The organism is Pseudomonas sp. SORT22, from assembly GCF_018417635.1.
Lineage (GTDB): Bacteria > Pseudomonadota > Gammaproteobacteria > Pseudomonadales > Pseudomonadaceae > Aquipseudomonas.
Genome location: NZ_CP071007.1, coordinates 3,733,270 through 3,757,177, shown reverse-complemented (window position 1 = coordinate 3,757,177; position 23,908 = coordinate 3,733,270). Strand labels below are relative to the sequence as shown.

Here is a 23,908-nt window from a genome sequence, read left to right as displayed (position 1 = left end):
GCCAAAGGAGTCACTCCATGTCAAAGCTATATCCCAGTATTGATCCTGAGGGGCTGGTCGAGTACTCGGTGGTCTACACCGACCGTTCGCTCAACCACATGTCGCAGTCATTTCAAGGCGTGATGAACAACATTTCCATGACCCTTAAACAGGTCTACAACGCCCAGGCTGTTGCGGTGGTCCCGGGCAGCGGCACGTTCGGCATGGAAGCGGTTGCGCGACAGTTTGCCAGCGCCCAGCAATGCCTGGTGATACGCAACGGCTGGTTCAGTTTTCGCTGGAGCCAGATCCTTGAGATGGGCAATATCCCGGCGGCCACCACGGTGCTCAAAGCCCGGCCGCTCGACGCGGGTCGCCAGGCGGCCTACGCGCCACCCCCTCTGGACGAAGTGCTGGCAGCCATTGCGACGCACAAGCCACAGGTTGTCTTCGCCCCTCACGTTGAAACCTCCTCAGGGATTATCCTGCCCGATGATTACCTACGAGCCGTTGGTGATGCCGTGCATGCGGTGGGTGGCCTGTTCGTGCTGGACTGCATCGCCTCAGGCACGATTTGGGTGGATATGCACAAATGCGCAGTCGACCTGCTGATCAGCGCACCGCAAAAAGGCTGGAGCGCTTCCCCTTGCTGCGCCCTGGTGATGTTCAGCGCTTTGGCCCTCGAGCGGATCGAGCAGACGCAAAGCAGCAGCTTTGCCTGCGACCTGAAAAAGTGGCTGCAGATCATGCAGGCTTATGAGCAGGGCGGGCATGCCTACCATGCGACCATGCCCAGCGATTCCCTTGCGCGATTCAACGAGGTGATGAAAGAGATGCAAGCCTACGGGTTCGACAAGCTGCGCGGCGAGCAACAGGCTCTGGGCGATCGGGTGCGTGCAATGTTGACCGGCAAAGGCATCAAAAGCGTGGCCGCAGCCGGCTTTCAGGCCCCTGGCGTGGTGGTGAGCTACACCGATGATGGCGATATCAAGAACGGCAAGAAATTTGCCGTCCAGGGCCTGCAGATCGCCGCCGGCGTGCCGCTGCAATGCGACGAGCCGGCCGACTTCCAGACCTTCCGCATCGGCCTGTTCGGGCTCGAAAAGCTGCACAATATCGAGCGCACGGTCAGCACCCTTGAGCAGGCACTGGACGAGGTGATGGTGAACTAAGCCCGCTCACCCAGCCACCAGCACCCCGAGCGCTCAAACCTGCGCCAGCGCCTGGGCCAGGTCAGCGCGCAGGTCGTCGACATCCTCGACCCCCACCGACAAGCGCACCAGGGCATCACCGATGCCCAGTTGCGCGCGGTTCTCTGCCGGAATGCTGGCGTGGGTCATGATCGCCGGGTGTTCGATCAGGCTTTCGACCCCGCCCAGGCTCTCGGCCAGGGCGAAGATCTGCACCGCTTCAAGAAAGCGCTTGGCGCCGGCCAGGTCGCTGTTCAGGTCAAGGGAGATCATCCCGCCAAAGCCACGCATCTGCTGGCGCGCCAGCGCGTGCTGCGGGTGCGAGGCCAGGCCCGGGTAGTAGACCCGCGCCACCTGCGGCTGACGCTCAAGCCATTGCGCAAGCTCCAGGGCATTGCTGCAGTGGCGCTCCATGCGCAGCGCCAGGGTCTTCACCCCGCGCAGGGTGAGGAAGGCGTCGAACGGCCCGGCAATGGCGCCCACCGAGTTCTGCAAAAAGCCCAGGCGCTCGGCCAGCTGCGGGTTGTTGCCGACCACGGCGATGCCGCCGATCACATCGGAGTGGCCGTTGAGGTACTTGGTGGTCGAGTGCAGGACGATATCGAAGCCCAGCTCCAGGGGGCGCTGCACCCACGGGCTGGCGAAGGTGTTGTCGGCCACGCAGATGATGCCGCGCTGACGGCAGATGCGCGCGACGGCGGCAAGGTCGGTCAGGCGCAGCAAGGGGTTGCTCGGGGTCTCGACCCAGACCATCCGCGTGTCGGCCTCAAGCGCCGCTTCGAATGCCGAAAGGTCGGCCAGGTCGACGAAGCTGAAGCGGTGCCCGGCGCTGCGCCGGCGCACCCGCTCGAACAGGCGGAAAGTACCTCCGTACAGGTCATTGCCCGAGACCACGTGGGCGCCGGCATCGAGCAGCTCGAGCACGTTGGCGATCGCCGCCAGCCCGGAGGCGAAGGCGAACGCCTGGGTGCCGCCCTCAAGGTCCGCCACGCAGCGCTCCAGGGCCCAGCGCGTGGGGTTGTGCGAGCGGCCGTAGTCCAGGCCCTTGTGCACCCCGGGGCTTTGCTGCAAGTAGGTAGAGTTGGCGTAGATCGGCGGCATCAATGCCCCGGTGGACGGGTCTGGGGCCTGCCCGGCATGGATCACGCGGGTGGCGAAGGCGCGTGGCGCGCCGCTTTCATCGTGCTGGCTCATGGTAAGGACCTGCGTAGGTGATTGAGCAAATCGACACGGGTAATCACGCCGTAAAAGCCGGCAGCGTCTTCAATGATCGCCACCAGCCCACGGTCGAGCTCGGCCTGCAGCTGTGCCAGGCTGGCGCTGGGGCCCAGGGTTTCCAGCTTGAGCTTGGCGGTCATCGCGCTGGCCACGCTCAAGTGAAAGTGCGAAGCGTCCTGGTGCACGCCGAGGAGGATGTCGGACTCATCGATCACCCCGACCAGCTTCTGGCCGTTGACCAGCACCGGCAGTTGCGAGACATCGGCCAGGCGCATGCGCTGGAAGGCGGTGAGCAGGGTGTCGTCGGGGCCGACGCTGATCACCCGGCCATCCTCGAAACGCCGCGCGATCAGGTCGCGCAAGTCGCCATAGTGTTTGCGCGCCAGCAGGCCCTGGTCGGTCATCCACTGGTCGTTGTAGACCTTGGACAGGTAGCGGGTGCCGGTGTCGCAAACAAAACTGACCACCCGCTTCGGTTCGGTTTGCTCGCGGCAGTAGCGCAGCGCTGCCGCCAGCAAGGTGCCGGTTGAAGAGCCGCCGAGAATGCCTTCGGCGCGCAGCAGTTGGCGGGCGTGATCGAAGCTTTCTTCATCGCTGATGGAGTAGGCCTGGCGCACGCTGGAAAGGTCGGCAATCGACGGGATGAAGTCCTCGCCGATGCCCTCGACCGCCCAGGAACCGGGAGTGCCGAGGGTGGCGCTGCGGCTGTATTCGGCGACCACCGAACCGACCGGGTCGGCCAGTATCATCGCCAGGTTCGGCTGCAGGCGGCGAAAGAAGCGGGTCAGCCCGGTCAGGGTGCCGGCCGAGCCAACACCGACGACGATGGCATCGACATCATGCTGGGTTTGCGCCCAGATCTCCGGCGCGGTGCTGCACTCATGGGCCAGCGGGTTGGCCGGGTTGTTGAACTGGTCGGCGAAGAACGCATCGGGAATTTCCTGCGCCAGCCGCGCAGCGACATCCTGGTAATAGTCGGGATGGCCCTTGCCGACGTCGGAGCGGGTGATGTGCACCTCGGCGCCCATGGCCTTGAGGTGCAGGACCTTCTCGGTAGACATCTTGTCGGGCACCACCAGCACCACCCGGTAGCCCTTGGCGCGGCCGACCAGGGCCAGGCCCAGGCCGGTATTGCCGGCGGTGGCTTCGACGATGGTGCCGCCGGGGCGCAGGCGGCCATCGCGCTCGGCGGCGTCGATCATCGCCAGGCCGATGCGGTCTTTGATCGAGCCGCCGGGGTTCTGTGATTCGAGCTTGAGAAACAGCGTGCACAGGCCGGTATCGAAGCGGCTGACACGCACCAGCGGCGTATTGCCGATCAGTTCGAGCACGGCCGGGCGGGAGTCGTTCGCCATGGGGTCACCTCGCAGCGCAGGTAAAGCCTCGCATGGAACATAGGCCCGGATGGCAACCGCCGCAACCGTGTGCAGCCAGCCGGTACATCAGCCGGTGCCCGGATGGCGAGCGCTTAGCGCTCGATCGCGGGTCTAGCCCGCTCCCACAGGCTCAAAGCAGGCTTGGCAGCACTTCTTGGTGGCAAGTGGTCTGCTTGGCAAGCAGAAACTGGATGGTTTAACCAAGCCATTGTCGCGCTATAAATCGCTGCAGTTTCTACCGTCACTAAGGATTGACCATGACCGCAGCACATCCCGTTGTATCGATTCGCCCCGTCACGCAACACGACTTCAAGCAATGGTGCGCGCACTGGGCCCAGTATCAGGCGTTCTACAAGGTCGACATCGGCATGCCGACCACCCAGACCACCTGGGCGCGCTTCTTCGACAGCCGCGAACCCGTGCATTGCGCGGTGGCCGCTGACGGCGAACAGGTCCACGGCTTCGTTCATTTCGTCTTCCATCGCTCGACCTGGGGCCGCAATGACTTCTGCTACCTCGAAGACCTGTACGTCTGCCCCGGCGTGCGCGGCCAGCTGCTCGGCAAGCAGCTGATCGAGTACGTGCAAGGGCAAGCGCGGGAGCACCACTGCGACCGGCTGTACTGGCACACCCAGGAGTCCAATCACACCGCCCAACGGCTCTATGACTGGATTGCCGAAAAGCCTGGGGTTATCGAGTACCGAATGGCGTTGTAAGCACCTCGATTTCAGAAGCTGTACTTGGTAGAGAGCATCACATTGCGCGGTTCGCCGTAGTAGCCGCTGAAGAAGGTGGTGTCCAGGGCGCTGATGTACTTCTTGTCGAACAGGTTGTTGACGTTGAGGGTGGCGCTAAGCTGCTCGCTCAGTTGGTAGCGGGCCATCAGGTTGACCACGGTGAACTGCTGTTGCTTGGCCTTAACCGTGCCCATCGCGGTGCTCGGGGTCACGGTGATGTGGGTGCCACTCTGCCAGTTGGCGCCGCCACCGACGGTCAGGCGGTTGAAGTCGCCGGGCAGGCGGTAGGTGCTCCACAGCTTGAGCATGTTCGCCGGCGCTTCAGTGTTGATGCGCTGGTCGTCGGCGTCTTCGGTGATGCTGTGGTTGTAGCTGGCGGCAAGGTTCCAGTCCGGCAGCAGCTCGCCGTTGGCTTCGATCTCGAAGCCGCGGGTGGTGGCGCCGCTGACGGCCTTGTAGGCCGCCGAGGTGGTGCCGGGGATGACCTGGCCGGGGTCGATCACCGCCAGGTTGTCCTGCTTGATTTCATACGCCGCGATGCTGGTGTTCAGGCGACCCCCGAAGAACTCGCTCTTCAGGCCGATTTCATAGTTGTCGCCTTCGCGCGGCTCGAGGGTCGCCCCGCTGGCGTCGCGCACGCTTTGTGGCTTGTAGATGCTGGTGTAGCTGGCATACACCGAGTGAATGTCGTTGAGGTCGTAGACCACACCGGCGTAGGGCGTGACCACGCCGCTCTCGCGGTACTGGGTGTTGCGGTTGCTGTTGGGGGTCAGCACGTATTCCATGTCGTAGTTGTACTTGTAGTCGCTGGCGCGGGCGCCAAGGATGATCGACAGCGCGTCGGTCGGGCGCAGGCGCGTGGCGATGTAGGTGCCGTTCTGGTAGATGCTGGTGTCGCCGTCATACAGCTTGCCGTTGCTGGTGTTCGGCTGTTTGGTGTAGTTGTCCCAGTCGTAGAAATTGACCGAGGTGCCTTCGATGGCGGTGCCGCGCAGGGGCGAGTGGCGGTTTTCGTAGCGGGAGAAGTTGTAGCCGACGATCAGCTCATGCTGGCGGCCGAACAACTGGAAAGGCCCCTGGGCCTGAACATCGACGCCGGTTTGCTTCTGCCAGGTACTGCCGGCGCCACCGTACAGGCGCACCCCGGCGCCGGTGTTGATGTCGGGGAAGCCCCAACTGGCGGTGGCCAGCTTGTAGTCATCGCGGTTGATGTACATCTGGTTGACGGCCACCTTCAGGCTCCAGTCGTAACCCAGCTTGTGTTCGAGGCTGGCGAAGGTGTTGAGGACATCCTGGGGGTTGCTGCTCCAGCGCGCGGCGCTGTTGGTCGAGCGCGAAAAATCGGTTTGCTGGCCGTTGCTGTAGAACAGCGGGAAGGCCACCGAGGACGAACCTTGAGGGTTGTTTTTCTGGTAGTCGGCGCCGACCGTGAGCAGGGTGCTGTCGCTCAGGTCCGCTTCGAGAATCCCGTAGAAAATCTGCTTTTCCTGGGAGTAGTGGTCGACGTAGCTGTTGTTCTGCTGATAGGCCGCGACCATGCGCCCGCGCAGGTTGCCGGTCGGGGTCAGCGGGCCGGACAGGTCGAGCTCGGTGCGGTACTTGTCCCACGAGCCCAGGCCTGCCGTGAAGTGGCCCTTGAAGTCGGCGGTGGGGCGCTTGCGCACCATGTTGATGGTCGCCGATGGGTCGCCGGCACCGGTCATCAGGCCGGTGGCGCCACGCAGCACTTCGACGCGGTCGTAGATCGCCATGTCGGCAAGGCTTTGCGCCGAGACCTGGCTGACAATGTCGAGTGTGGTGGGAATGCCGTCGAACTGGTAATTGTCGACGCTGTAGCCACGCGCGTAGATGTTGAAGCGTTCGCTGCCCAGGCTCTGCACCGACAGGCCTGGGGTCTGCTTGAGCACCTCGGTAAGATCGTTGAGGCCCTGATCGTCCATGCGTTGACGGGTGACCACGCTGATCGATTGCGGTGTTTCACGTAGCGACAGCGGCAGTTTGGTGGCGGTACTGGTGATGCCGGTGGTGTACGAGCCGCTGCCTTCAGTGGTGGCGCCCAGGCCGGCGGCGTTGATGCTGGTGGCGCCGAGTTCCACGGCGGCGCTGCTGTCAGCCTTGGCCAGCACGTAGCGCTTGTCGCCGGCCTGCACCACGCGCAAGCCACTGCCTTGCAGCAGCCTGGCAAAGCCCTGGTCCAGTTCAAAATCGCCCTGCAAACCCGGCGATGACAGCCCGGCCGTGTCTTCGGAGCTGAAGGTGATCATCACACCGTTGGCTGCGGCGAACTGGCTCAGCGCCAGCGACAGGCTGCCGGCGGGGATGTCGTAGGCCTGCGCTTTGGCCCAGGCCGGCGTCAGCGCCAGCAGCGAGCCGGACAAGCCCAGGGCAAGCGCCGCGCGGTGGATGCTGCGGCCGAGAAAAGACGGTTGGAAGGACATGCAAAGGTTCCTGTTCGGGTTGGCAGGGGCTGCGTCTGATGCGCACGTGCAGGAAGAGCCGAAACAGGAATGAAAATCTGTTACCCAAACGTTGAAAATATTTTTCACCCTCAGGCCGTGCGGCTTTCCACCCGCACCCAGTAGCGCGTTACCCGGCGCAGTTGCACTGGCAGGGAGGCCTCAAGGTTGGCCAGCACCGCCTCGCTGTCATCCAGCAAAAAGGTGCCGGAAAGGCGCAAATCGGCCACATCGGCGGCGCAGCCCAGGTAGCCATGGCGATAGCGCGAGAGCTCGGCGAGCAGGTCCTGCAGCCGCCAGTCGATCGCTACCAGCAGGCCGCGGGTCCAGGCCGAGGCCTGTGCCGGCGCGCGCTGCACGGGGCCAACACGGTCGGCGGCGAAGCTCAATGTGTGCCCGGCATCAACGCGCACGGCTTGCGCGGTTGCCAGGCGCGGACGCACCTCGACGGCGTGCGCCTCGACGCTCACCCGGGTGACGCCATCACCTTGGCGCACGGTAAAGCGCGTGCCCAGGGCGAGGATGAGGCCTTGGTCACTCTGCACGCTCAGGGGGCGGGCGTCCTTGGCGGTTTCGACGAGGATTTCGCCCTGGCGCAGGATGATCAACCGTTGCTGCTGATCGAAGCGCACATCGACCCGGGTATCGGTGTCGAGCACCAGCCGGCTGCCATCGGCGAGGCTCAGGCTACGCCGTTGCCCCACCCGCGTGGCGTAGTCCGCGCGCCAGGGCGAAGCCTGGTAACCCTGCCAGCCGAGCACACCGGCACCGAGCAACAGGGCGAAGGTTTTCAGCGTCGCCCGTCGCCCTTGGCGGGCCCGTTCGAGGGTGCTGGAGGCGAGGGCGCTCGGCGCCTGGGTCAGGCGTTGCTGCAGCTGTTCGATACGCTTCCAGGCCGCGGCGTGTTGCGGGTCGGCGGCCAGCCAGGCCTGCCATTGGCTGCGGGTCGCTTCGCTGACGGTGCTCTCGTGCAGGCGCACATACCAGTCCACCGCCTGGGCAAGAATGCTGTTCATGCTTCATCCAGCAGCAGGCAGTGCATCAGCGCACTGGCCAGATGTTTGCGTACCGTCGTCACCGAGACCCCGAGCCGTTCGGCGGTTTTCTCGTAGGTGAGCCCGTCCAGTTGCACGGCAAGGAAGATCTGCCGGGTGCGCGCACCGAGCCCGTCGAGCATGCGGTCGATGGCCATCAGGCTGTCGAAGATCAAGGCCCGCGCCTCGGCCGATGGCGCGTGCACCTCGGGGCGCAGCGCCAGGGCTTCAAGGTAGGCTTGTTCGAGGCTGCGGCGCCGGTAGAGGTCAATCACCAGGCCACGGGCAATGGTCGCCAGGTAGCGCCGAGGCTCGAGCAAGGTGCCGGATGTGCGCGCCAGCAGGACGCGCACGAAGGTGTCCTGGGCCAGGTCCGCCGCATCGGCCGAGTTGTTCAGACGCTTGCGCAACCAGCCACGCAGCCAGCCGTTGTAATCCTGGTAAAGCGTCTGCAGGTGCTCATGGCGCTCTGTATCACAGCCTGGTGTGGACATCCCGCTCTCTCAACGACAACCAATGCGAATAGGAATTTGTCGCGATTGTAAGAGAGACAGCGGCCGCAGGGAAGCGCCGCGGTTTTCAGCGGCCTGCCGGTTGGTACTGTTGCAACCACTGCGGGTAAGTGATGCAGCTGATGTGTTCGGTCCGATAGTCCTGCAGGAACGGGTTGTATTTGTTCTCTTCGGTGTGGTGATGGCGAAAGCCACATTTCGATTGGGCAGCAAACGACTGGCTGTTGTTGGCAAAGTAGCCGCACCACAACGCCTTGAGCTTGAGGGTTTCGAAGCCGTGGCGCATTACTTCGCGCACCGCCTCCGGAACCAGGCCCTGGCCCCAGTACGGCACCCCGATCCAGTAGGCGATTTCGCCTTCCTGTTCACTGATGTCGAAGTTGCTGTTGGCGCCGATGAGAATGCCGACGCAACCCACCGCCCGCTGGTTGTCCTTGAGTTGCAGCGCATACACCTCGGGGTGATTGAACACGCTGCGAATGATCTCGGCGCTGTGCTCGACACTGGTGTGCGGGGGCCAGCCGGCGATGGGGCCGACGCGCTCGTCGCTGGCGTATTCGTACAAGTCGGCGGCATCGTCGGCGTGCCAGGGGCGCAGCAGCAGCCGTGGTGTTTCCAGTCTCATGTGCTGTTCTCGGGTTGGCTTGATTCAGGTGAGACACGGTAGTGGCAAGCGGCTGATCGGCAAACAGCAGTACCTTGGCATTTTCGGTACTTTTCGCAATTAACAGGTTTGGTGATGATAGGCTCAGCAGTCTTGAATGGGGTCGCCTTGAACGCTATGCAGCACATTCCCAAACTTTATGCGCCTGACGACTTGCTCCGCCTGGGTGACACCACGTAGGCCGAAGGGGTAGGGGTACCGCTTGCTTTCGGGCATGCCTACATGGTGCTGCTGGTGTGCCTGTCGGGACGTGCCTGCTTCACTCTCAACTTCAAGGAGCATGCAGTTCGCCGTGGCGATGTGCTGGTGCTGGCCGAGGATACTATTGCCTTGCTCACGCGTCGTTCACGCGGCTTCAAGGTGTTTTACTGCCTGATGCCCAAAGCCTTTGCGTCGGAAGTTGCCTACCCGTTGCCCAACCCCTTGTTCGTGTTTCTGCATGACCATCCCCACTGCATACCGGCCAGGGCAGAGCGGCCGCTGCTGGACGGCTGGCTGATGCACATGCGCGATATTGCCCGCAGCTGTCCCGGCTACCGGCACATCATGCTGCGCAACCAGCTGCAGACCTTCTTTTTGAAGATTGCCGAACAACTGCCCAGCCTGGAAAAAGGCCGCAGGGAATTCAGCCGCAAGGAGATGCTCAGTTGGCGCTTCTGGGAACTGATCGGCAAAAACTGCCTGCGCCACCGTGACGTGAAGTTCTATGCCGACGCGCTCAGCATCACGCCGTTCTACCTGTCACAACTCACCAGGGCTTTTTTCAACGACAGCCCCAAAGGCCTGATCGACCGGCAAGTGACCCTGGAGATCAAGGCGCTGCTTTCGTACAGCGACCTTGCGATCGGGCAGATCGCAGACAGGCTCAACTTTGCTGACGCGTCCTACCTGTGCCGCTACTTCAAGCGCCAAACCGGAGTGTCGCTGACGGGCTATCGTAGGCATGAGCAGCAAGCGGGTGGCGAGGGCTAATGCCAGCCCCACAGATTGGTGCATGCAGATCCACTGTGGGAGCAACTGTCTTGATCAGGCTGTTTGCACTCGCCAAGGGGTATTGTCCCGCAGCATTGCATTCAGCCTGACGATCAGCACCCGCATACAGGCCACGAGGGCTACCTTGGCACACTTGCCACGCTCCCGAAGTGCTTCGTAGCGTGCTTTAAATTCCGTATTGTGGCGGATGATGATCCAGCTCGACATGTACAGGACTCGCCTTACATGCGCCCGGCCACCCCATATCTGGCGGTGCCCTTGATGGCTACCGCTATCGTTGTTGTAAGGCGCTACGCCCACTAGCGCGGCGATCTGACGGCGGTCCAATTGCCCCAGCTCTGGCAGTGAGGCGAGCAGATTTGCGGCGGTTACCCGACCAATTCCGCTCACCGCCAACAACTGACGCGCCCTGGTGTCGTCCAGTTGCACCATCGCCTGGTCAATTTCTTCGTCGAGGCGTTTGATCAGCACTTTCAGCTGCTCGATGTGCTCATCAAAGTGGGCCATCACCATTGCCGAGCGGCATTGCAGGCGACGCCGTTTGTAGTCATCACGGCTCTGCACAAATTGGGCGCGCTGCTTCACCAACTCGCGCAGTTCTTCGCGTTCCGGGCTGATCGGTTGGCCTTGAGGAGCGCTGAGGTGTGCTGCGAAGTCCGCAAGGACCTCGGCGTCGATCTTGTCGGTTTTGGCTTTTTTACCCATCGCCTCGGCGAATTTCCGCGCACGGGCTGGGTTGATGCAGATGGTTTCGAAACCCGCCGAGCGCAATGCAATCAGCACTTCTTTCTCGTAGCCGCCGGTCGCTTCAATCAACACTCTGCTGATCTTGAAGTCCTTCAGTCGCCCGATCAGCACATCAAAGCCCGGGCGCTCATTGATTACTTCGAAGCGGATTTTCTGAGGTTTGATGCAGATTTCCAACGTGGCTTTGGCAGTGTCGATTCCAACAGAAGACAACATGGCTGAACCCTCTTACACTCAGTTGTGAGAGCGCTCTGGCTTGGCCCACGCTTGTGATTCGAGAGGCGCTCAATCAACTGTTCGGGCTCGGGCCAGAGTGGAGAGGTGAATGGCAGCTTTGCTCCCACACGTGCTTTAAGCACTACCGGCGTACAGCTTGCCATTCACCGCTCTCACTTCTGATTCTATTCCAACCTCAAGACACAAGCGGCGGTGCGACGCCTCGACTTGACCCGCGATGAGGCCGGTGCAGCCAGCACATCAGGTGCTGACTGGATCACGACCGCTGCGCGCCCGATCGCCGGCAAGTCCGGCTCCCACCGGTCCGGTGTACGCAGGTCCACTGTGGATGCCGGCCTGCAACCTACAACGAAACCAACACATCACACTGCGATTCATTCAGCACATGCTTGGTAACGCTGCCGATCAACAGCTCTTCCAGCGCGCTGTCGCCCTGCTTGCCGATCACGATCAGATCGCAGTCCAGCTCCTGCTCTTTCTCGACAATCCGCCAGGCCGGGTCGCCGTGCACCACGACCTGGCGGGCATCGCCGACCCCTGCAGCTTCGCTCAAGGCCGCCAGTTGCTCCACGGCATCTTTCTTGATGACGTTGCGGTAGTGGGTGAGGGTGTCCTGGTCGATGTGGGCAAAGCGCATGCTGCCTTCAAAGGGCGCTTCGTACACATGCAACAGAATGATCTCGGCCTGCGGTGCCAGCTTTTTCGCAAGTTCGATGGCGCGCAGCGACGAGGGTGAAAAATCCACCGGCACCAGCACGCTGCGGTAAGCGTCGCGCGGCGCCTGCTTGACCACCAGCATCGGGCAGAGCATGCGGTTGAGCATGCGCTGCACGGTCGAGCCCAGCAGGCGCCGGGCCAGGCTCTGGCCCTTAGCCCCACACACCAGCAGGTTGCTGCGTTTATCCTGCACCACCCGGGTAATTTCAGTCACCACCGAGCCGGGCGCCACCTGCACGCCCGCGCTGATCTCATAGCGCTCGAACAGCATCGTGGCCAGGGCGTGAACATTTTCGCCGGCGGTTTCCAGCACCCGGTTCAGTAAATCTTCATCGGGCACCAGCACCTGCTTCAAACGCTCGTAGGGTGCAGGGTTGGCCACATACAGCAGGTCCAGCGCCGCAGGCTGCGCCTTGCACAGCAGTGCAGCGCGCTCTGCCGCGTTGCGGGCGGAAGAAGACAGGTCGGTGGCGACCAGAACGTGGTTCAGCGGGCTCATGGGGGGCTCCTTATGCAATGCCGCGCACAGGGATCGATGGCGGAGGCCGGTGTCGATCCATTCCTTGCTTGCAGCCATCGTCTCGCGAACCAGGCCCGGCGGCTTGATTTGGGTCAAAGGAGTAGGGAAGGTAACGCTATAGCTCGGGATAAGCGGGCCGCATCGGTGGCCCAAAGCAACCCGCGCACCTCGGCATCGACCCGTTCACAGGCGTGAGCGTTGGTCTGGTAGGCACTTTTGAGCAGGATGGAGGTGTGGATCAGCGCGTCTTCGGACGAGACGCCGGCACGCACAGCGAACAGCGGATCGTGGCTGCCATTGCAGGAGCCGAAGGTGGTGCTGGTTTGGGTGCTGAGGGGTGGATCGGGGACGGGTTTGGTCATGGTGGTGCTCCTTCGTAGAAAGGATCCGCCACCGCCTGCCGCCAAGCAGGGAAGGGTGACGGACTACGCAAGGTTGGCGGACCGGTACGAAGGAACCCGGCACTTCCGAAGAAGTCCATGCGCAGCCCGCCATAAAGCATCATCGCGGGCACAAAAAAAGCGCCTGCGAGGGTGATTGTGGGGCGCTTTGCGCCTTCGTCCCGGACCGCCAAGCCCGAGTCGCTGAATTTGCAGCGACTGGGGGAGGGTAACGGGGTTGGGGTGGGGATTCAAGCTGGGATTCTGAATGAGGGCATTTGGCCCTTTACAATTTCTACAGTTCGCCACCGGCCGCTTTGGGGCGTCAGCGATTAGTCGTGATCGGCTGCTTTCGACCCATAGCGGCCCTTCGTGCAGGGCAGCAATCGGCCAGAAGCGGCCCTTCGTGACAGGCAAAAATCAGCCAAAAGTGTGCTTCGTCTGATCACGAATGAAGCAAAGTGGCGTGTTGTTGCCCACGATGCCCCAGATGCCTCGTCGAGGGGTTTGTCTGCCAACGGACTGAAACAGCCTGGCGCTGGTGTACTTCCTCTACCGCTCGACTCGGAGTTATGGCCGCGCCCGAAGCGTGATTGCTATGGCGAATTTAGCCAGTTTGCCGAAAGGTGCTCTAAGCAGGCTAGGTAGGCTCCAGCGCCCCTGGACGAATACTCCCTTGGCATGGCTCATGGAGCGAAAACCCTCGATACCGTGGTAGGCCCCCATACCGCTCGGCCCTACGCCGCCGAATGGTAGATCATCCACAGCAACGTGCAGCAGAGTGTTGTTGATGCCGACATTCCCGGATGTGGTGCGCTTGAGCACAGCCTCGCTGTCGGCATCCATATTGCCGAAATAGTAAAGCGCTAGTGGACGCGGCCTGGCGTTGATGTAGTCAATTACTTCGTCGAGAGAGCGGTAGGTGCGAACCGGTAGCAGTGGGCCGAAGATTTCTTCCTGCATGACCAATGCATCGTCTTCGGCTCCCACGATCAACACCGGAGCCAATGTCCGCGGTCGCTCTGTCGCACGCTCTGGGGTCACTCCTACCTCGATCACGTCTGCTCCCTTTGCGCGCGCGTCTTTGATGAGAGTATGCAACCGCATGTAATGCCTGTCGCTGATGATCGAGGTGTAATCGGGACTGGCTGGGCCTTGCGGATAAGTACGGGCAACAGCGTCGCGGTATTGGGTGATGAACTCGCCCAGGTCGTCTTCATGAACCAGGGCGTAGTCCGGTGCAACGCAGGTCTGACCAGCATTGGATAATTTGCCGAAGACGATGCTTTCCAATGCGCTACGCCCTGCATGGCCTGGCGCCAAGACCACGGGGCTCTTGCCGCCCAGTTCAAGGGTCAGCGGTACCAGATTGTCACTGGCGGCGCGCATTACCATTCGACCTACCTGAGTGCTGCCGGTGAACAGCAGGTGATCGAACGGAAGTCTGCTGAAATAGGCGCCTGTCTCAGGGCCGCCCAGTACCACTGCTACCTCATCGGCAGAAAAGCAGCTCGCCAGCATGCGCTGAATCAATTCGCTGGTGCGTGGCGTAAGCTCGGAGGGTTTGATCATCACCCGGTTGCCAGCCGCGAGCGCAGTTGCCAATGGGATGAAGGTTAGGGAGAACGGGTAGTTCCAAGGCGCCATGACTCCAATCACACCTTTAGGCTGGTACTCCACATAGGCGCGGCCGGCGCGATGAAACGCCGCGACATGACGACGTTCGGGCTTCATGAAACGGCGCAGGTGTCGCAACAAGTAGTCAATGGACTGAACCACGCCAAGCAGTTCCATGATGTCGGTTTCATGCCTGGAGCGATTGCCGAAATCAGTACTGATCGCATCCTCTACTTCACGCCTGTGAGCGAGAACCACCGCGCGCAATTTGATCAGGTTGGTCCTGCGTCGTTTGAGGCCGGGTGGCCCGTCGTTAAGAAATGCCCTTCTTTGTTGGTCGAGCGTATTGGCGATGTCGATAACTGGGGAGTCTTCTACAGCGACGGTCATCTTGCGTCTCCCAGGCCGTTGTAATGCGCAGACGTTTCAATCCATTTCCGATACTGGCGAGTGCGAAAGGCCATGAAGAGCTGTTGCAGGATCAGCGCGCGCAACGGTGAAACGCTCGGATCGGGCTTTTTAGCCCGGCTGAGTTTGCGTAATTGAAACTTCACTACTGCCATGTTCGCCAAGGATGCGATGGCTTTGTTTTTCCAGGTGATCGGCGGCAATTGAGGGGCATTCTCTTTGCCCTGCAACCAATCACGAGGCAAGTGCGGATCGATGGCTAACGCCGTTCCGATGCCCACCATGTCCACACCACTCTGCACGACGCTTTCGGCCACCGGGCGGCGACGTATACCGCCGGTAACCATCACCGGCATTTGGGCGACCGTTTGGAGATCACGGGCGAACTCAAGGAAATAAGCTTCGCGAGCGAGGGTGCGACCATCGCGCGCGTCACCCTGCATGGCGGGTACTTCGTAGCTGCCTCCCGACAACTCCACCATGTCCACGCCCAGGTCGTTGAGCAACTCAACTACCTTTTTCGCGTCATCGGCGGTGAATCCTCCGCGCTGGAAATCGGCGGAGTTGAGTTTGACCGCCACTGCAAAATCCGCAGAAACCACAGCCCTGACCGCCTTGACGATTTCGAGCAACAGGCGTGCTCGGTTTTCTAGAGAGCCACCCCACTCGTCCGTCCTTTGATTGGTCAACGGCGAAAGGAACTGGCTCAACAAATAGCCATGGGCAGCGTGGATTTCCACGCCGGTGAATCCGGCTTGTTCGCCCAGGCGTGCGGTGTTCGCAAAGCGCTGAATGACTTCTTCGATCACGCCAGCGGTCATCGCGTGAGGCGTGGCAAAACGCTTGGACATTTTACCCAGCTCCAGCGGCACGGCTGACGGTGCCCAGGTTTTTTGCCCAAGATTGGACTGCATCTGCCGACCTGGGTGATTGATCTGCAACCAGAACTGCGCACCGCTAGATCGCCCAATACGCGCCCAGCGCTTGAACTTGTCCAGTTGCTGATCGTCCTGCAACACCACGCCACCCGGCCCGGTCATGGCGCGGCCGTCGACCATCACGTTGCCGGTGATAATTAGGCCTGCACCACCGTCGGCCCATGCTTGATAGAGACGCATGAGTTCTTCGGAGGGTGCCTGGTCAGCATCCGCCATGTTCTCTTCCATGGCGGCTTTGGCGATTCGGTTCTTGATGGTCGAACCGTTGGGAAGCATCAGGGTGTTGAACACATTCATCGAGCAGTCCTCAACTGGAGATGAGGCCACCTTAAGCTTGAAGTAAACTTTAAGGTCAATACCTTTTTCAAGGTCAGTCGATGTTCAACGCGCCAGACCCTGGCAAGCGCGTCACCATATGGGCGCCCAACAACCGAGCGGGTGTGTAGGAGCCGCCAGCTGGGCGCATCTGTAGCAGGTAGTCGACCACAGCCAAGGCTGCGTCGACCGTCAGACTGTAGACGTTTGCGGTGTGCACGCGTGCGACTCTGCATTCGCCGCGAGCGTTTCTAGCCTCACCCCATACATAGGTGCCTTGATCGGCACGCTTTTCCTGATCCGGGCCGACTACTGTCTTGCCGATGCGCGCCTTCAGCAGGCTCTGCACGAAGGACAAACCCAACAGTGGACGAATGAAATTGGCGAATCTGGCGCCGCGAATCATCCCCGCAGAGCCTGGAATAAACACTTCGATATTGGCAATACCAGTGGTATGCCAAGCTGTGGAAACGTCGCCCCAAGGAATGGTCATGGCCAATTTCTCTCCGGCGCCAAAGTCGATACGCCGTACCCGATACGCCAGCGGTACTGAGACGATTTTGCCGTCACGACGAACCTTGCCGCCCTGCGCCATACCTTCAATCGAAGTTTTGGCAGTGCCGGGTGAAAAGCTCGAGCGCGAATCAAACCCCAGCGCCAGATGCGTTGCATCCGGCAGTGCGTTTTTCAATGCGGCGGCGACACAGTCAGTCGGCACCACATCAAAGCCGACGCCGGGGCAAATGACCACACCCGCCGCGCGCGCCCGTTCACTCAAGGACTGGGCGTGCTCGAATACGGCAATTTCGCCGGTGATGTCCAGGTAGTGCGCATTGGCGCGCAAGCAGGCTTCCATCATAGGGGTGGCGGTCGCTGAAAACGGCCCTGCGCAATGCAGAACCAAGCCATGGCCTTTGATCTGAGCAAGCAACCGCACTTCATCGTCCAGTCCGAACACTCGGGTTTCAAGGCCCAGCTCCCGACCCAGGGCTTCGACCTTGTCACGGTTGCGTCCCGCCAGCACAGGTTTAAGTCCACGCTTTACAGCATCACGAGCGATCAACTCGCCGGTGTAGCCATTGGCGCCATAGATCATCCATTTGAACTGCATATCCAGGTTGTCTTGCTGACTCATGCATTGCTCCTGACGGTATTGATGACGTGCGTTATTGCCTTGCCCAATCAGTGCCAGACGCTAGCGTTAAAGTCAGGTTGAGGGTCAAGCGGAAGTGAGCAACTGCCGGCGGAAATTATTTGCAGCAGTGGGGATTGACCTTAAAGCGAGGTTTAAGGTGAGCATGCGCTGACCTGCTTGATTGATGGAACCCGGATGATGCTCAAGACCTTTGTTTCTTATGCGTTGGTATTGATAGGTAGCGCTTTCATGACATTTGCAAATGCTGACACCGCCCCTTCCACAATGACTGCCAAGAATCGCCAAATTCTGGTGATTCTGACCAATCACGCCAGCTATCCATCACGAACCGATACCACGGGGTTGTGGCTGACTGAGCTGACGCATTTCACCGATGTAGTGGAGGCGGCTGGCTACAGCACAGTTTTTGCCAGTCCCAAAGGCGGTGCGGTGCCACTGGACGAGCGCAGCCTCGGTTGGCTGTACATGGACAAAGCCGCCCGTGAGCATTTGCAGTCCCCGGCCTTTCGCGCTCGCCTGCAAAGCACGCTGCCGATCGCCGATATTGATCCGTCCCAGTTCGGCGTCATCTACTTCACCGGGGGCCATGGAGTGATGTGGGACTTCCCCAATAATCCCGACCTGCGGCGTGTCGCCGAAACCATCTACAACCAAGGTGGCATCGTCTCGGCCGTCTGCCATGGCGTAGCGGGTCTGTTGGATCTGAAGGATGAACAAGGCCAGTTGATCATCAAGGGCAAGAACATCACCGGCTTCTCTGATCGCGAAGAACTCTTCTCCGGCATGAAAAGCCAGGTTCCCTTCTTCCTTGAGGACAAGTTGGTGAGCCAGGGTGCGCGGTACCGCAAGGGCTGGCTGCCATTCAAGTCATTTGCCATCACGGATGGAAGGCTTGTCACCGGCCAAAACCCTCAATCGCCCAAAGCCGTAGCTGAAGCCGTGATGGCGGTGCTCTCTGGCGAAAACGTAACTCGCTGAACCCTGAAGTAGTTCCCACCACCCGGAGAAAGACCGATTGAAACTCGCAAGCGCCGTATTAACAGGATTGCTGTTCAGCTCAATTGCCAACCATGTGTTGGCGGGGACGCCTGAAATGCTCAGCCCGACTGAAACCAACACAATCGATATCGCAGGCCACACAGTGCCGGTCGTCAAGGGCGGCCTGTACGACCGTTATCGCTCGAACCCGCCCCTGTCGGTGATTGCAGCAGAACTGCCGGATGTTGATTTGAGCTGGTTCAAAGGACTGGAAAAGCACAAGGTCGACATTGGCTTCGAGTCATACTCCCCGAACTTTTATTACCAGAACAGTCGCGTTACGGCGGTCTATACGGCCGATCTGGACGCACTGCGGGCCCTGATGCCTCCGGAAGTAATGGCCACCGTGCAACCCCTACAAGTCTGGCCGGGCCGGGGTTTGATCGCATTCACCGCGTACACCTATGAACATTGCGATAACGACGCCTATAACGAAGTGGCCGTGTCGATCATCACCAACAAGCCCGGCAAATCGAATCTGGGGCCGTTCACGCTGATTGGCCAGTCGATGTCTGGCGATTTCTGGGGCTATGTGCTCAAGCTGCCGGTCAATACAGAGCTTGCGCGGGTTCGTGGTGTCGTCGGCTATAACCTGCCGAAATGGCTGACCGGGATTGACCGCAAAGAAGGTGCGCAATCGGTGGTCTATGACATCACCGACAGCCAGACCGGCAAGGTCGATGTGTCCTTCAAAGCGAAGAAGCTCAATGGCCTCTCGAATGATGTCGATATCGTCACCAGCAGCTTCACCAACCTCGATCATCAGGGCCGACTGGCCTATGGGTACGCTGTTTCCCGCCAGCTCAGCCACGGCTCCAGCCGCGATGCGGATTCGGCCACCCTCACCTTGGGTGACGGCAGCCTGTCGAATTACCTCCGTGCCCTGAAACTCGGGAAAATGATGAAGTACGAATACGTGCCTGAGTTCCAGAGTGCGCTCTACGCGCCTAAACCGCTTGCCACTCTGGTTGGCGAGCGCTGAAACCTGTTACGCCTGTCAGGCTCCGGAAGCCTGGCGGGCGTTTTTTCTCGTGGAAGACGTTACCGCACGCTTGCCGGAAGCTTGGCCACCCCCTTCTTCACGCAAACGATTTATCAGCATTTGCGCATTGTCCGCACACGCCATGCCTTCGGGCTTACCCTCGATGCCCTTGATGACGAGCAGAAGTTGCGCTTTGTTTTGGGCTAAACGTTCCTGTAGAACACCGATTTCCTCAACCTTTTGCTTGAGCCCACTGAGCAACTCTTCGTGCTGCCAGCCGCTGGCATTCATCGGCATCAATTGCCGGATTTCTTCCAATGAAAACCCCGCCGCCTGCGCTCCGGTGATGATCTCCAGAACCCACTCGGTATCAGGCGCATAGTCCCTGTAGCCATTGGACTTGCGCTCAACGGATTTGATCAAGCCGCTTGCCTCGTAAAACCGGATGCGTGACGGCGCCAATCCGCTGATTTTCGCCAGTTCGCCTATTCTCATAACCCACCCTGAAAAATCTATTGACCTTAAAGTTGACTTTAAACCTAAAGTCATCGGGCGGCCAAGCAGCGCAAATACAACGTGTTGCTCAACCGCTATGGAAGTCATGGGGCAGGCGCAAAAATCCACAATCGCGCCTTCTGAACCGCCTATCGGATGGGCTGCACTTTGTTCATTCAAGGCCATGCTCCGAACGCGATTCGGTCTAGGCCTTCACTTTATCCTGGAGATACGAACATGGGGTATGTCACTACGCAGGACGGTGTTGAAATCTTTTACAAAGACTGGGGGCCACGCGATGCCCAGGTAGTCTTTTTCCACCACGGATGGCCGCTTAGCGCGGACGATTGGGACACGCAAATGCTCTTTTTCCTGGCCAACGGTTTCCGGGTTGTAGCACACGACCGACGTGGTCACGGGCGATCCAGCCAGGTCTGGGATGGACACGACATGGATCACTATGCCGATGACGTCGCGGCAGTGGTTAATCATCTCGGCGTGCAAGGCGCTGTCCATGTCGGTCATTCCACCGGCGGAGGTGAAGTCATCCATTACATCGCGCGCCACGGCGAAGACCGAGTGTCGAAAGCAGCCATCATCAGCGCTGTGCCACCGCTAATGGTTCAGACCCCGAGCAATCCTGGTGGCCTGCCGAAATCAGTTTTCGACGACTTGCAGGCACAACTACAAGCGAATCGTGCACAGTTCTACTACGACGTTCCAGCAGGGCCTTTTTACGGCTATAACCGCCCGGGTTCAAAACCGTCCGAGGGAACCATCTGGAACTGGTGGCGACAAGGCATGATGGGCTGTGCAAAGGCACACTATGACGGGATCGTGGCGTTTTCTCAGACCGACTTCACCGAAGATTTGAAGAGCATCAAGATTCCTGTCCTGGTGATGCATGGTGATGATGACCAGATAGTTCCTTATGAGAATGCCGGTGTTCTGTCAGCCAAACTTCTGCAAAACAGTACGCTGAAAATCTACCCGGGCTTCCCGCACGGAATGCCTACAACCAATGCCGATACGATTAACGCCGATCTGCTCGCATTCGTGAGGAGCTAATCAATTATAGGGCGGTGGGTAACCCCGCCCTATATTTTTCAACGCCACCAAATTGGCGCTTTTAAATTCAGCGAGATGCCGTCAAAACTGTGCAATATGGATAACTGCTTTTTTAGCCGAAAGCGGTGGTTGGCGAGCGTCTCCTTTGGGTCGATTACAGCCCTTCACGATAGGTGGCTTCTCGGCCACTCTAACCAAGAGGGCAGCAGCTATCCGCCGGTTCCCAGGCCAGCGATCAAGAAACCCTGCACGCATGACGGCGCCCCACGCCCAGCCGCCACTACAAGAAGTGCCGCAGAGTCAGCCCCCCTGCCAACAACCTTGATTCCTACCCAACAGCCACTAGCCTTCACACACCTTCGCATCAACCCAGGCAATCCCCCATGAACAAGCCAGCCAACACCCTGATGCTGCGCTTTAATCCAGCATCTGCCTCATTGCGCGATGGCCTTTCGGTTGCCTTGCAGATCGGCAACACGCTGTGGCTGGCCAACGACGAAACCACCAGCCTCGAACGCCTGACCATCCAGCCCGCAGTACCCGGTGGGGCGGTGACGTGCGATGAGCACCACTCCTTCCCGCTGATGAAGTATCTGCGCCTGCCCATACCCGATGCAGATGCCGAGATCGATATCGAGGGCCTGGCCTATGCCGCTGACGCGGGTTATCTCTGGGTCGTCGGCTCCCATAGCCTCAAACGCAAGAAGGCGGATGCCGACAAATCTGCGCAGAAGAACATCAAGCGCCTGTCGACGGTAGAGGCGGATGGCAATCGCTTTCTGTTGGCGCGTCTCCCGGTGGTGCAGCAGAACGACAGTTATGTGCTTGCCGACAAGCTGGATGGCGATGGGCGTACGGCGGCGCAGTTACATGGCAATGCGCTCGGCAACGACCTCACGGCGGAAATTGCCAGGGACGATCAGCTACGCGACTTTTTGCGCATCCCGGGCAAAGACAACGGTTTCGATATCGAGGGCCTGGCCGTCATCGGCTCGCGCCTGCTGTTGGGGCTGCGGGGGCCGGTGCTGCGCGGCTGGAGCGTGCTGCTGGAGATCGAGCCTGAAGCCGATGGCGACTCCACCGACACCCTGGTGCTGAAGAAGATCGGCCCGGACGGGCGCCGCTATCGCAAGCACTTCTTCGCGCTCAACGGCCTGGGGGTGCGCGACCTGTGCAGCCGCGGCGACGAGCTGCTGATTCTGGCAGGGCCGTCCATGGACCTGGATGGCCCGGTCACGGTGTTCCGTTGGCGCGGCGGCTTTGCGGCCGATGAAGAGCAGGTGGTGTTTGCCGATCAATTGCAGAGGGTGCTGGAGGTACCGTTCGGCAACGGCGACGATCATGCAGAGGGCATGTGTTTGTTCCAGTCGGCTGAGAAGCAGAGCGAGCTTTTGCTGATCGTCTACGACGCCGCAGCGCAGCGTCGTAAACACGCTGACCGCAGTGTGGAAGGCGACCTGTTTACCCTAAGCTAACGGCGGCTGCGCGGCATTGAGATCGCTTTTGCCGCTACACTGCGGCTACCAGCATCGAAAAAACCGATACCCCCAATGCGCTACTCCCCAGAAGCCCTGCAAGCCTTCGTCGAAGCCGCCGCCCTCGGCTCGTTCTCCGCCGCCGCGCGCAAGCTGCGCAAAAGCCAATCCACCGTCAGCGCCGCCATCGCCAACCTCGAAGCCGACCTGGGCGTTACCCTGTTCGACCGCCAGGCCCGGCAACCGCTGCTCACCGAAGCCGGGCGCAAGGTGCTCGGCCATGTGCAGGAGATCCTCGCCGCCAGCGAGCGCCTCGACCAGTTGAGCATTCGCCTGGCGGACAAGGTCGAGCCGCGGCTGACAATCGTGTTTTCCGACATGCATCAGCTCAACCCGGACAACCGGGTGATGCAGCTGTTCGAGCAGCGCTATCAGGACATCGAGCTGGAATGCATGATCGCCGAGGCGGGCGACGTGCTGAACCTGCTGCAGAGTGGCCGCGCACATCTGGGCATGCTCGCGGCGCAACCCGGCTACCCGGCGGATGTGGCCGCGACGCGGCTGGCGGCGCAGGCGCAGATGGGCATTTTTGTCGCCAGCAGCCACCCCTTGGCGCAGCTTGCGCAGCCGACCCAGGCGCACCTGGCCGGGCATCGGCAGTTGTATTTGAATACCTACACCGACAGTGTCAACAAACCCCAGGGGCGGGTGTGGTCGGCGCCGGATTATCTGATGCTGCTGGAGATGACCGGGGAGGGCTTTGGCTGGGCCGAGTTGCCCCACGGCCTGGTCCGCCAGTACGGCCATGGCCAGCTCACCGAGCTCAAGCTGCGCGGCTGGCCGCGGCCGATTGCAGTGGATGTGGCCTGGTCGAAGCTGACCCCGCCGGGGCCGGCGGGGTTGTGGTTGCTCGATCGCTTGCTGGAGAGCAGTTAAGCGCGGGCGCCGGCTTGTTCCAATAGAGTCTGCATTTCTTTGTAGCCCCGCTGCCGCGCATGTTGCAGCGGGGTTACGCCTTTGCCGTCGGCAAGGTTGACATCCGCCCCGGCCTTGATCAGTTCACGCACGATCTCGACATGCCGCTGGCCGCCGTCGCCGAGGATGATGGCTTCGAGCAGGGCGGTCCAGTGCAGTTTGTTGACCTGGTCAACCGCGACACCTGCGGCAATCAGCAGGCGTACTGTTTCGACGTGGCCGCGTTCGGCTGCCGGTATCAGCGCGGTGCCGCCGTAGCGGTTGGTGCTTTTCAGGTCGGCGCCGTGGGCCAGGGTCAGTTTGAGAATGTCGTTGTGGCCACGGGCGCCGGCATACAGGTAGGGGCTGTCTTCTATGGAGTCCTTGGCGTTGACGTCGGCGCCGGCGTCGATCAGCACCTTGGCGGCGTCGATCTGGTTGTTGTGGGTGGCCAGCAGCAGCGGCGTGCGGCCCATTTTGTCGCGGGCTTCCAGCACAGCGCCCTGGTCGAGCAGGCTGCGTACCTGGGCGGCCTGGCCGTTTTCGGCGGCGCTGCGCAGCTGGTTTTCGAGGGTGCCGCCGTCGGCACTGGCAGTCAGCGATGTGAGCATGGCGAACACCATTGCAAGGTGGGTGGACAGGCGTTCAAGGAGCATGGCAGTACCTCCTGGTGGGCGATTGCTCGCGGGGTCGAGCCATGTT

The 23,908-nt window shown here is 60.8% G+C and carries 22 protein-coding genes; 8 read left to right on the top strand and 14 right to left on the bottom strand.

From position 1 onward, the window contains the following. Window positions 1-17 precede the first annotated feature (17 nt). Window positions 18-1,151: an aminotransferase class V-fold PLP-dependent enzyme gene (locus JYG36_RS17125; RefSeq protein WP_213601777.1), complete on the top strand. Its 1,134-nt coding sequence runs from the start codon at window positions 18-20 to the stop codon at window positions 1,149-1,151. Between the two features lie 33 nt (window positions 1,152-1,184). Here the strand turns inward: JYG36_RS17125 and JYG36_RS17120 are convergent, their stop codons facing one another. Then, a complete protein-coding gene (locus JYG36_RS17120; RefSeq protein WP_045201209.1) occupies window positions 1,185-2,363 on the bottom strand; it encodes a trans-sulfuration enzyme family protein in 1,179 nt (392 codons plus the stop codon). Beyond that, window positions 2,360-3,742 carry a pyridoxal-phosphate dependent enzyme gene (locus JYG36_RS17115; RefSeq protein ID WP_213601775.1) on the bottom strand — a complete coding sequence of 461 codons (1,383 nt, stop codon included), beginning with the start codon at window positions 3,740-3,742 and terminating at the stop codon, window positions 2,360-2,362. The genes JYG36_RS17120 and JYG36_RS17115 overlap by 4 nt, the downstream gene beginning before the upstream one ends. Before the next feature lie 278 nt (window positions 3,743-4,020). On the opposite strand from JYG36_RS17115, the gene JYG36_RS17110 reads away from it, so the two are divergent. Further along, entirely contained in the window at window positions 4,021-4,479 is a 459-nt protein-coding gene (locus tag JYG36_RS17110) for a GNAT family N-acetyltransferase (RefSeq protein WP_213601773.1), read from the top strand. A gap of 11 nt (window positions 4,480-4,490) precedes the next feature. On the opposite strand, the gene JYG36_RS17105 is transcribed toward JYG36_RS17110, so the two are convergent. From JYG36_RS17105 to JYG36_RS17090, 4 genes are all read right to left on the bottom strand, one after another. Next, window positions 4,491-6,938: a TonB-dependent siderophore receptor gene (locus tag JYG36_RS17105; RefSeq protein WP_213601771.1), complete on the bottom strand. Its 2,448-nt coding sequence runs from the start codon at window positions 6,936-6,938 to the stop codon at window positions 4,491-4,493. A 110-nt stretch (window positions 6,939-7,048) separates the two neighbouring features. Beyond that, window positions 7,049-7,972 carry a FecR domain-containing protein gene (locus JYG36_RS17100; protein ID WP_093384541.1) on the bottom strand — a complete coding sequence of 308 codons (924 nt, stop codon included), beginning with the start codon at window positions 7,970-7,972 and terminating at the stop codon, window positions 7,049-7,051. Then, window positions 7,969-8,484 (bottom strand): sigma-70 family RNA polymerase sigma factor, encoded by a 516-nt coding sequence (locus tag JYG36_RS17095; protein ID WP_045201214.1) that lies wholly within the window; start codon window positions 8,482-8,484, stop codon window positions 7,969-7,971. The genes JYG36_RS17100 and JYG36_RS17095 overlap by 4 nt, the downstream gene beginning before the upstream one ends. An 85-nt stretch (window positions 8,485-8,569) precedes the next feature. Further along, window positions 8,570-9,127, bottom strand: coding sequence for a GNAT family N-acetyltransferase (locus JYG36_RS17090; protein WP_093384538.1), 558 nt, complete (start codon window positions 9,125-9,127; stop codon window positions 8,570-8,572). A gap of 261 nt (window positions 9,128-9,388) precedes the next feature. Here JYG36_RS17090 and JYG36_RS17085 point away from each other — a divergent pair, with 261 nt between their 5' ends. Then, a complete protein-coding gene (locus JYG36_RS17085) occupies window positions 9,389-10,138 on the top strand; it encodes a helix-turn-helix domain-containing protein (RefSeq protein WP_249744360.1) in 750 nt (249 codons plus the stop codon). Window positions 10,139-10,192: 54 nt separating this feature from the next. Here JYG36_RS17085 and JYG36_RS17080 read toward each other — a convergent pair whose 3' ends face one another. The 6 genes from JYG36_RS17080 to JYG36_RS17055 all read right to left on the bottom strand — a co-directional run bounded on the left by JYG36_RS17080 (window position 10,193) and on the right by JYG36_RS17055 (window position 17,173). Then, window positions 10,193-11,122 carry an IS110 family transposase gene (locus JYG36_RS17080; protein WP_213601769.1) on the bottom strand — a complete coding sequence of 310 codons (930 nt, stop codon included), beginning with the start codon at window positions 11,120-11,122 and terminating at the stop codon, window positions 10,193-10,195. Window positions 11,123-11,486: 364 nt separating this feature from the next. Further along, window positions 11,487-12,359 carry a universal stress protein gene (locus JYG36_RS17075; protein ID WP_213601766.1) on the bottom strand — a complete coding sequence of 291 codons (873 nt, stop codon included), beginning with the start codon at window positions 12,357-12,359 and terminating at the stop codon, window positions 11,487-11,489. Window positions 12,360-12,472: 113 nt separating this feature from the next. After that, a complete protein-coding gene (locus tag JYG36_RS17070; RefSeq protein WP_213601764.1) occupies window positions 12,473-12,742 on the bottom strand; it encodes a DUF3077 domain-containing protein in 270 nt (89 codons plus the stop codon). A gap of 588 nt (window positions 12,743-13,330) precedes the next feature. Then, the gene (locus JYG36_RS17065) at window positions 13,331-14,767 is read right to left on the bottom strand and encodes a coniferyl aldehyde dehydrogenase (protein ID WP_213601762.1); all 1,437 of its coding nucleotides are present in this window, start codon (window positions 14,765-14,767) and stop codon (window positions 13,331-13,333) included. Then, window positions 14,764-16,020 (bottom strand): NADH:flavin oxidoreductase/NADH oxidase family protein, encoded by a 1,257-nt coding sequence (locus JYG36_RS17060; protein WP_213601760.1) that lies wholly within the window; start codon window positions 16,018-16,020, stop codon window positions 14,764-14,766. The genes JYG36_RS17065 and JYG36_RS17060 overlap by 4 nt, the downstream gene beginning before the upstream one ends. Before the next feature lie 73 nt (window positions 16,021-16,093). Then, window positions 16,094-17,173, bottom strand: a complete 1,080-nt coding sequence (locus JYG36_RS17055) for a saccharopine dehydrogenase family protein (RefSeq protein WP_213601758.1) — start codon at window positions 17,171-17,173, stop codon at window positions 16,094-16,096. A gap of 195 nt (window positions 17,174-17,368) precedes the next feature. Here JYG36_RS17055 and JYG36_RS17050 point away from each other — a divergent pair, with 195 nt between their 5' ends. Together JYG36_RS17050 and JYG36_RS17045 are read left to right on the top strand one after the other, a co-directional pair. After that, a complete protein-coding gene (locus tag JYG36_RS17050; RefSeq protein WP_213601756.1) occupies window positions 17,369-18,172 on the top strand; it encodes a type 1 glutamine amidotransferase domain-containing protein in 804 nt (267 codons plus the stop codon). 115 nt (window positions 18,173-18,287) lie between these two features. Continuing rightward, on the top strand, window positions 18,288-19,214 hold the full coding sequence (locus JYG36_RS17045) for an acetoacetate decarboxylase (ADC) (RefSeq protein ID WP_213604445.1): 927 nt from the start codon (window positions 18,288-18,290) through the stop codon (window positions 19,212-19,214). A 15-nt stretch (window positions 19,215-19,229) separates the two neighbouring features. Here the strand turns inward: JYG36_RS17045 and JYG36_RS17040 are convergent, their stop codons facing one another. Further along, window positions 19,230-19,709 carry a MerR family transcriptional regulator gene (locus JYG36_RS17040; RefSeq protein ID WP_213604443.1) on the bottom strand — a complete coding sequence of 160 codons (480 nt, stop codon included), beginning with the start codon at window positions 19,707-19,709 and terminating at the stop codon, window positions 19,230-19,232. Window positions 19,710-19,946: 237 nt separating this feature from the next. Here JYG36_RS17040 and JYG36_RS17035 point away from each other — a divergent pair, with 237 nt between their 5' ends. From JYG36_RS17035 to JYG36_RS17025, 3 genes are all read left to right on the top strand, one after another. After that, entirely contained in the window at window positions 19,947-20,777 is an 831-nt protein-coding gene (locus JYG36_RS17035; protein ID WP_213601755.1) for an alpha/beta fold hydrolase, read from the top strand. 383 nt (window positions 20,778-21,160) lie between these two features. Continuing rightward, window positions 21,161-22,252, top strand: a complete 1,092-nt coding sequence (locus JYG36_RS17030; RefSeq protein WP_213601754.1) for a DUF3616 domain-containing protein — start codon at window positions 21,161-21,163, stop codon at window positions 22,250-22,252. 75 nt (window positions 22,253-22,327) lie between these two features. Next, window positions 22,328-23,188: a LysR family transcriptional regulator gene (locus JYG36_RS17025; protein WP_213601753.1), complete on the top strand. Its 861-nt coding sequence runs from the start codon at window positions 22,328-22,330 to the stop codon at window positions 23,186-23,188. On the opposite strand, the gene JYG36_RS17020 is transcribed toward JYG36_RS17025, so the two are convergent. After that, window positions 23,185-23,817, bottom strand: coding sequence for an ankyrin repeat domain-containing protein (locus JYG36_RS17020; protein WP_502937520.1), 633 nt, complete (start codon window positions 23,815-23,817; stop codon window positions 23,185-23,187). The genes JYG36_RS17025 and JYG36_RS17020 overlap by 4 nt on opposite strands. Window positions 23,818-23,908: the final 91 nt, after the last annotated feature.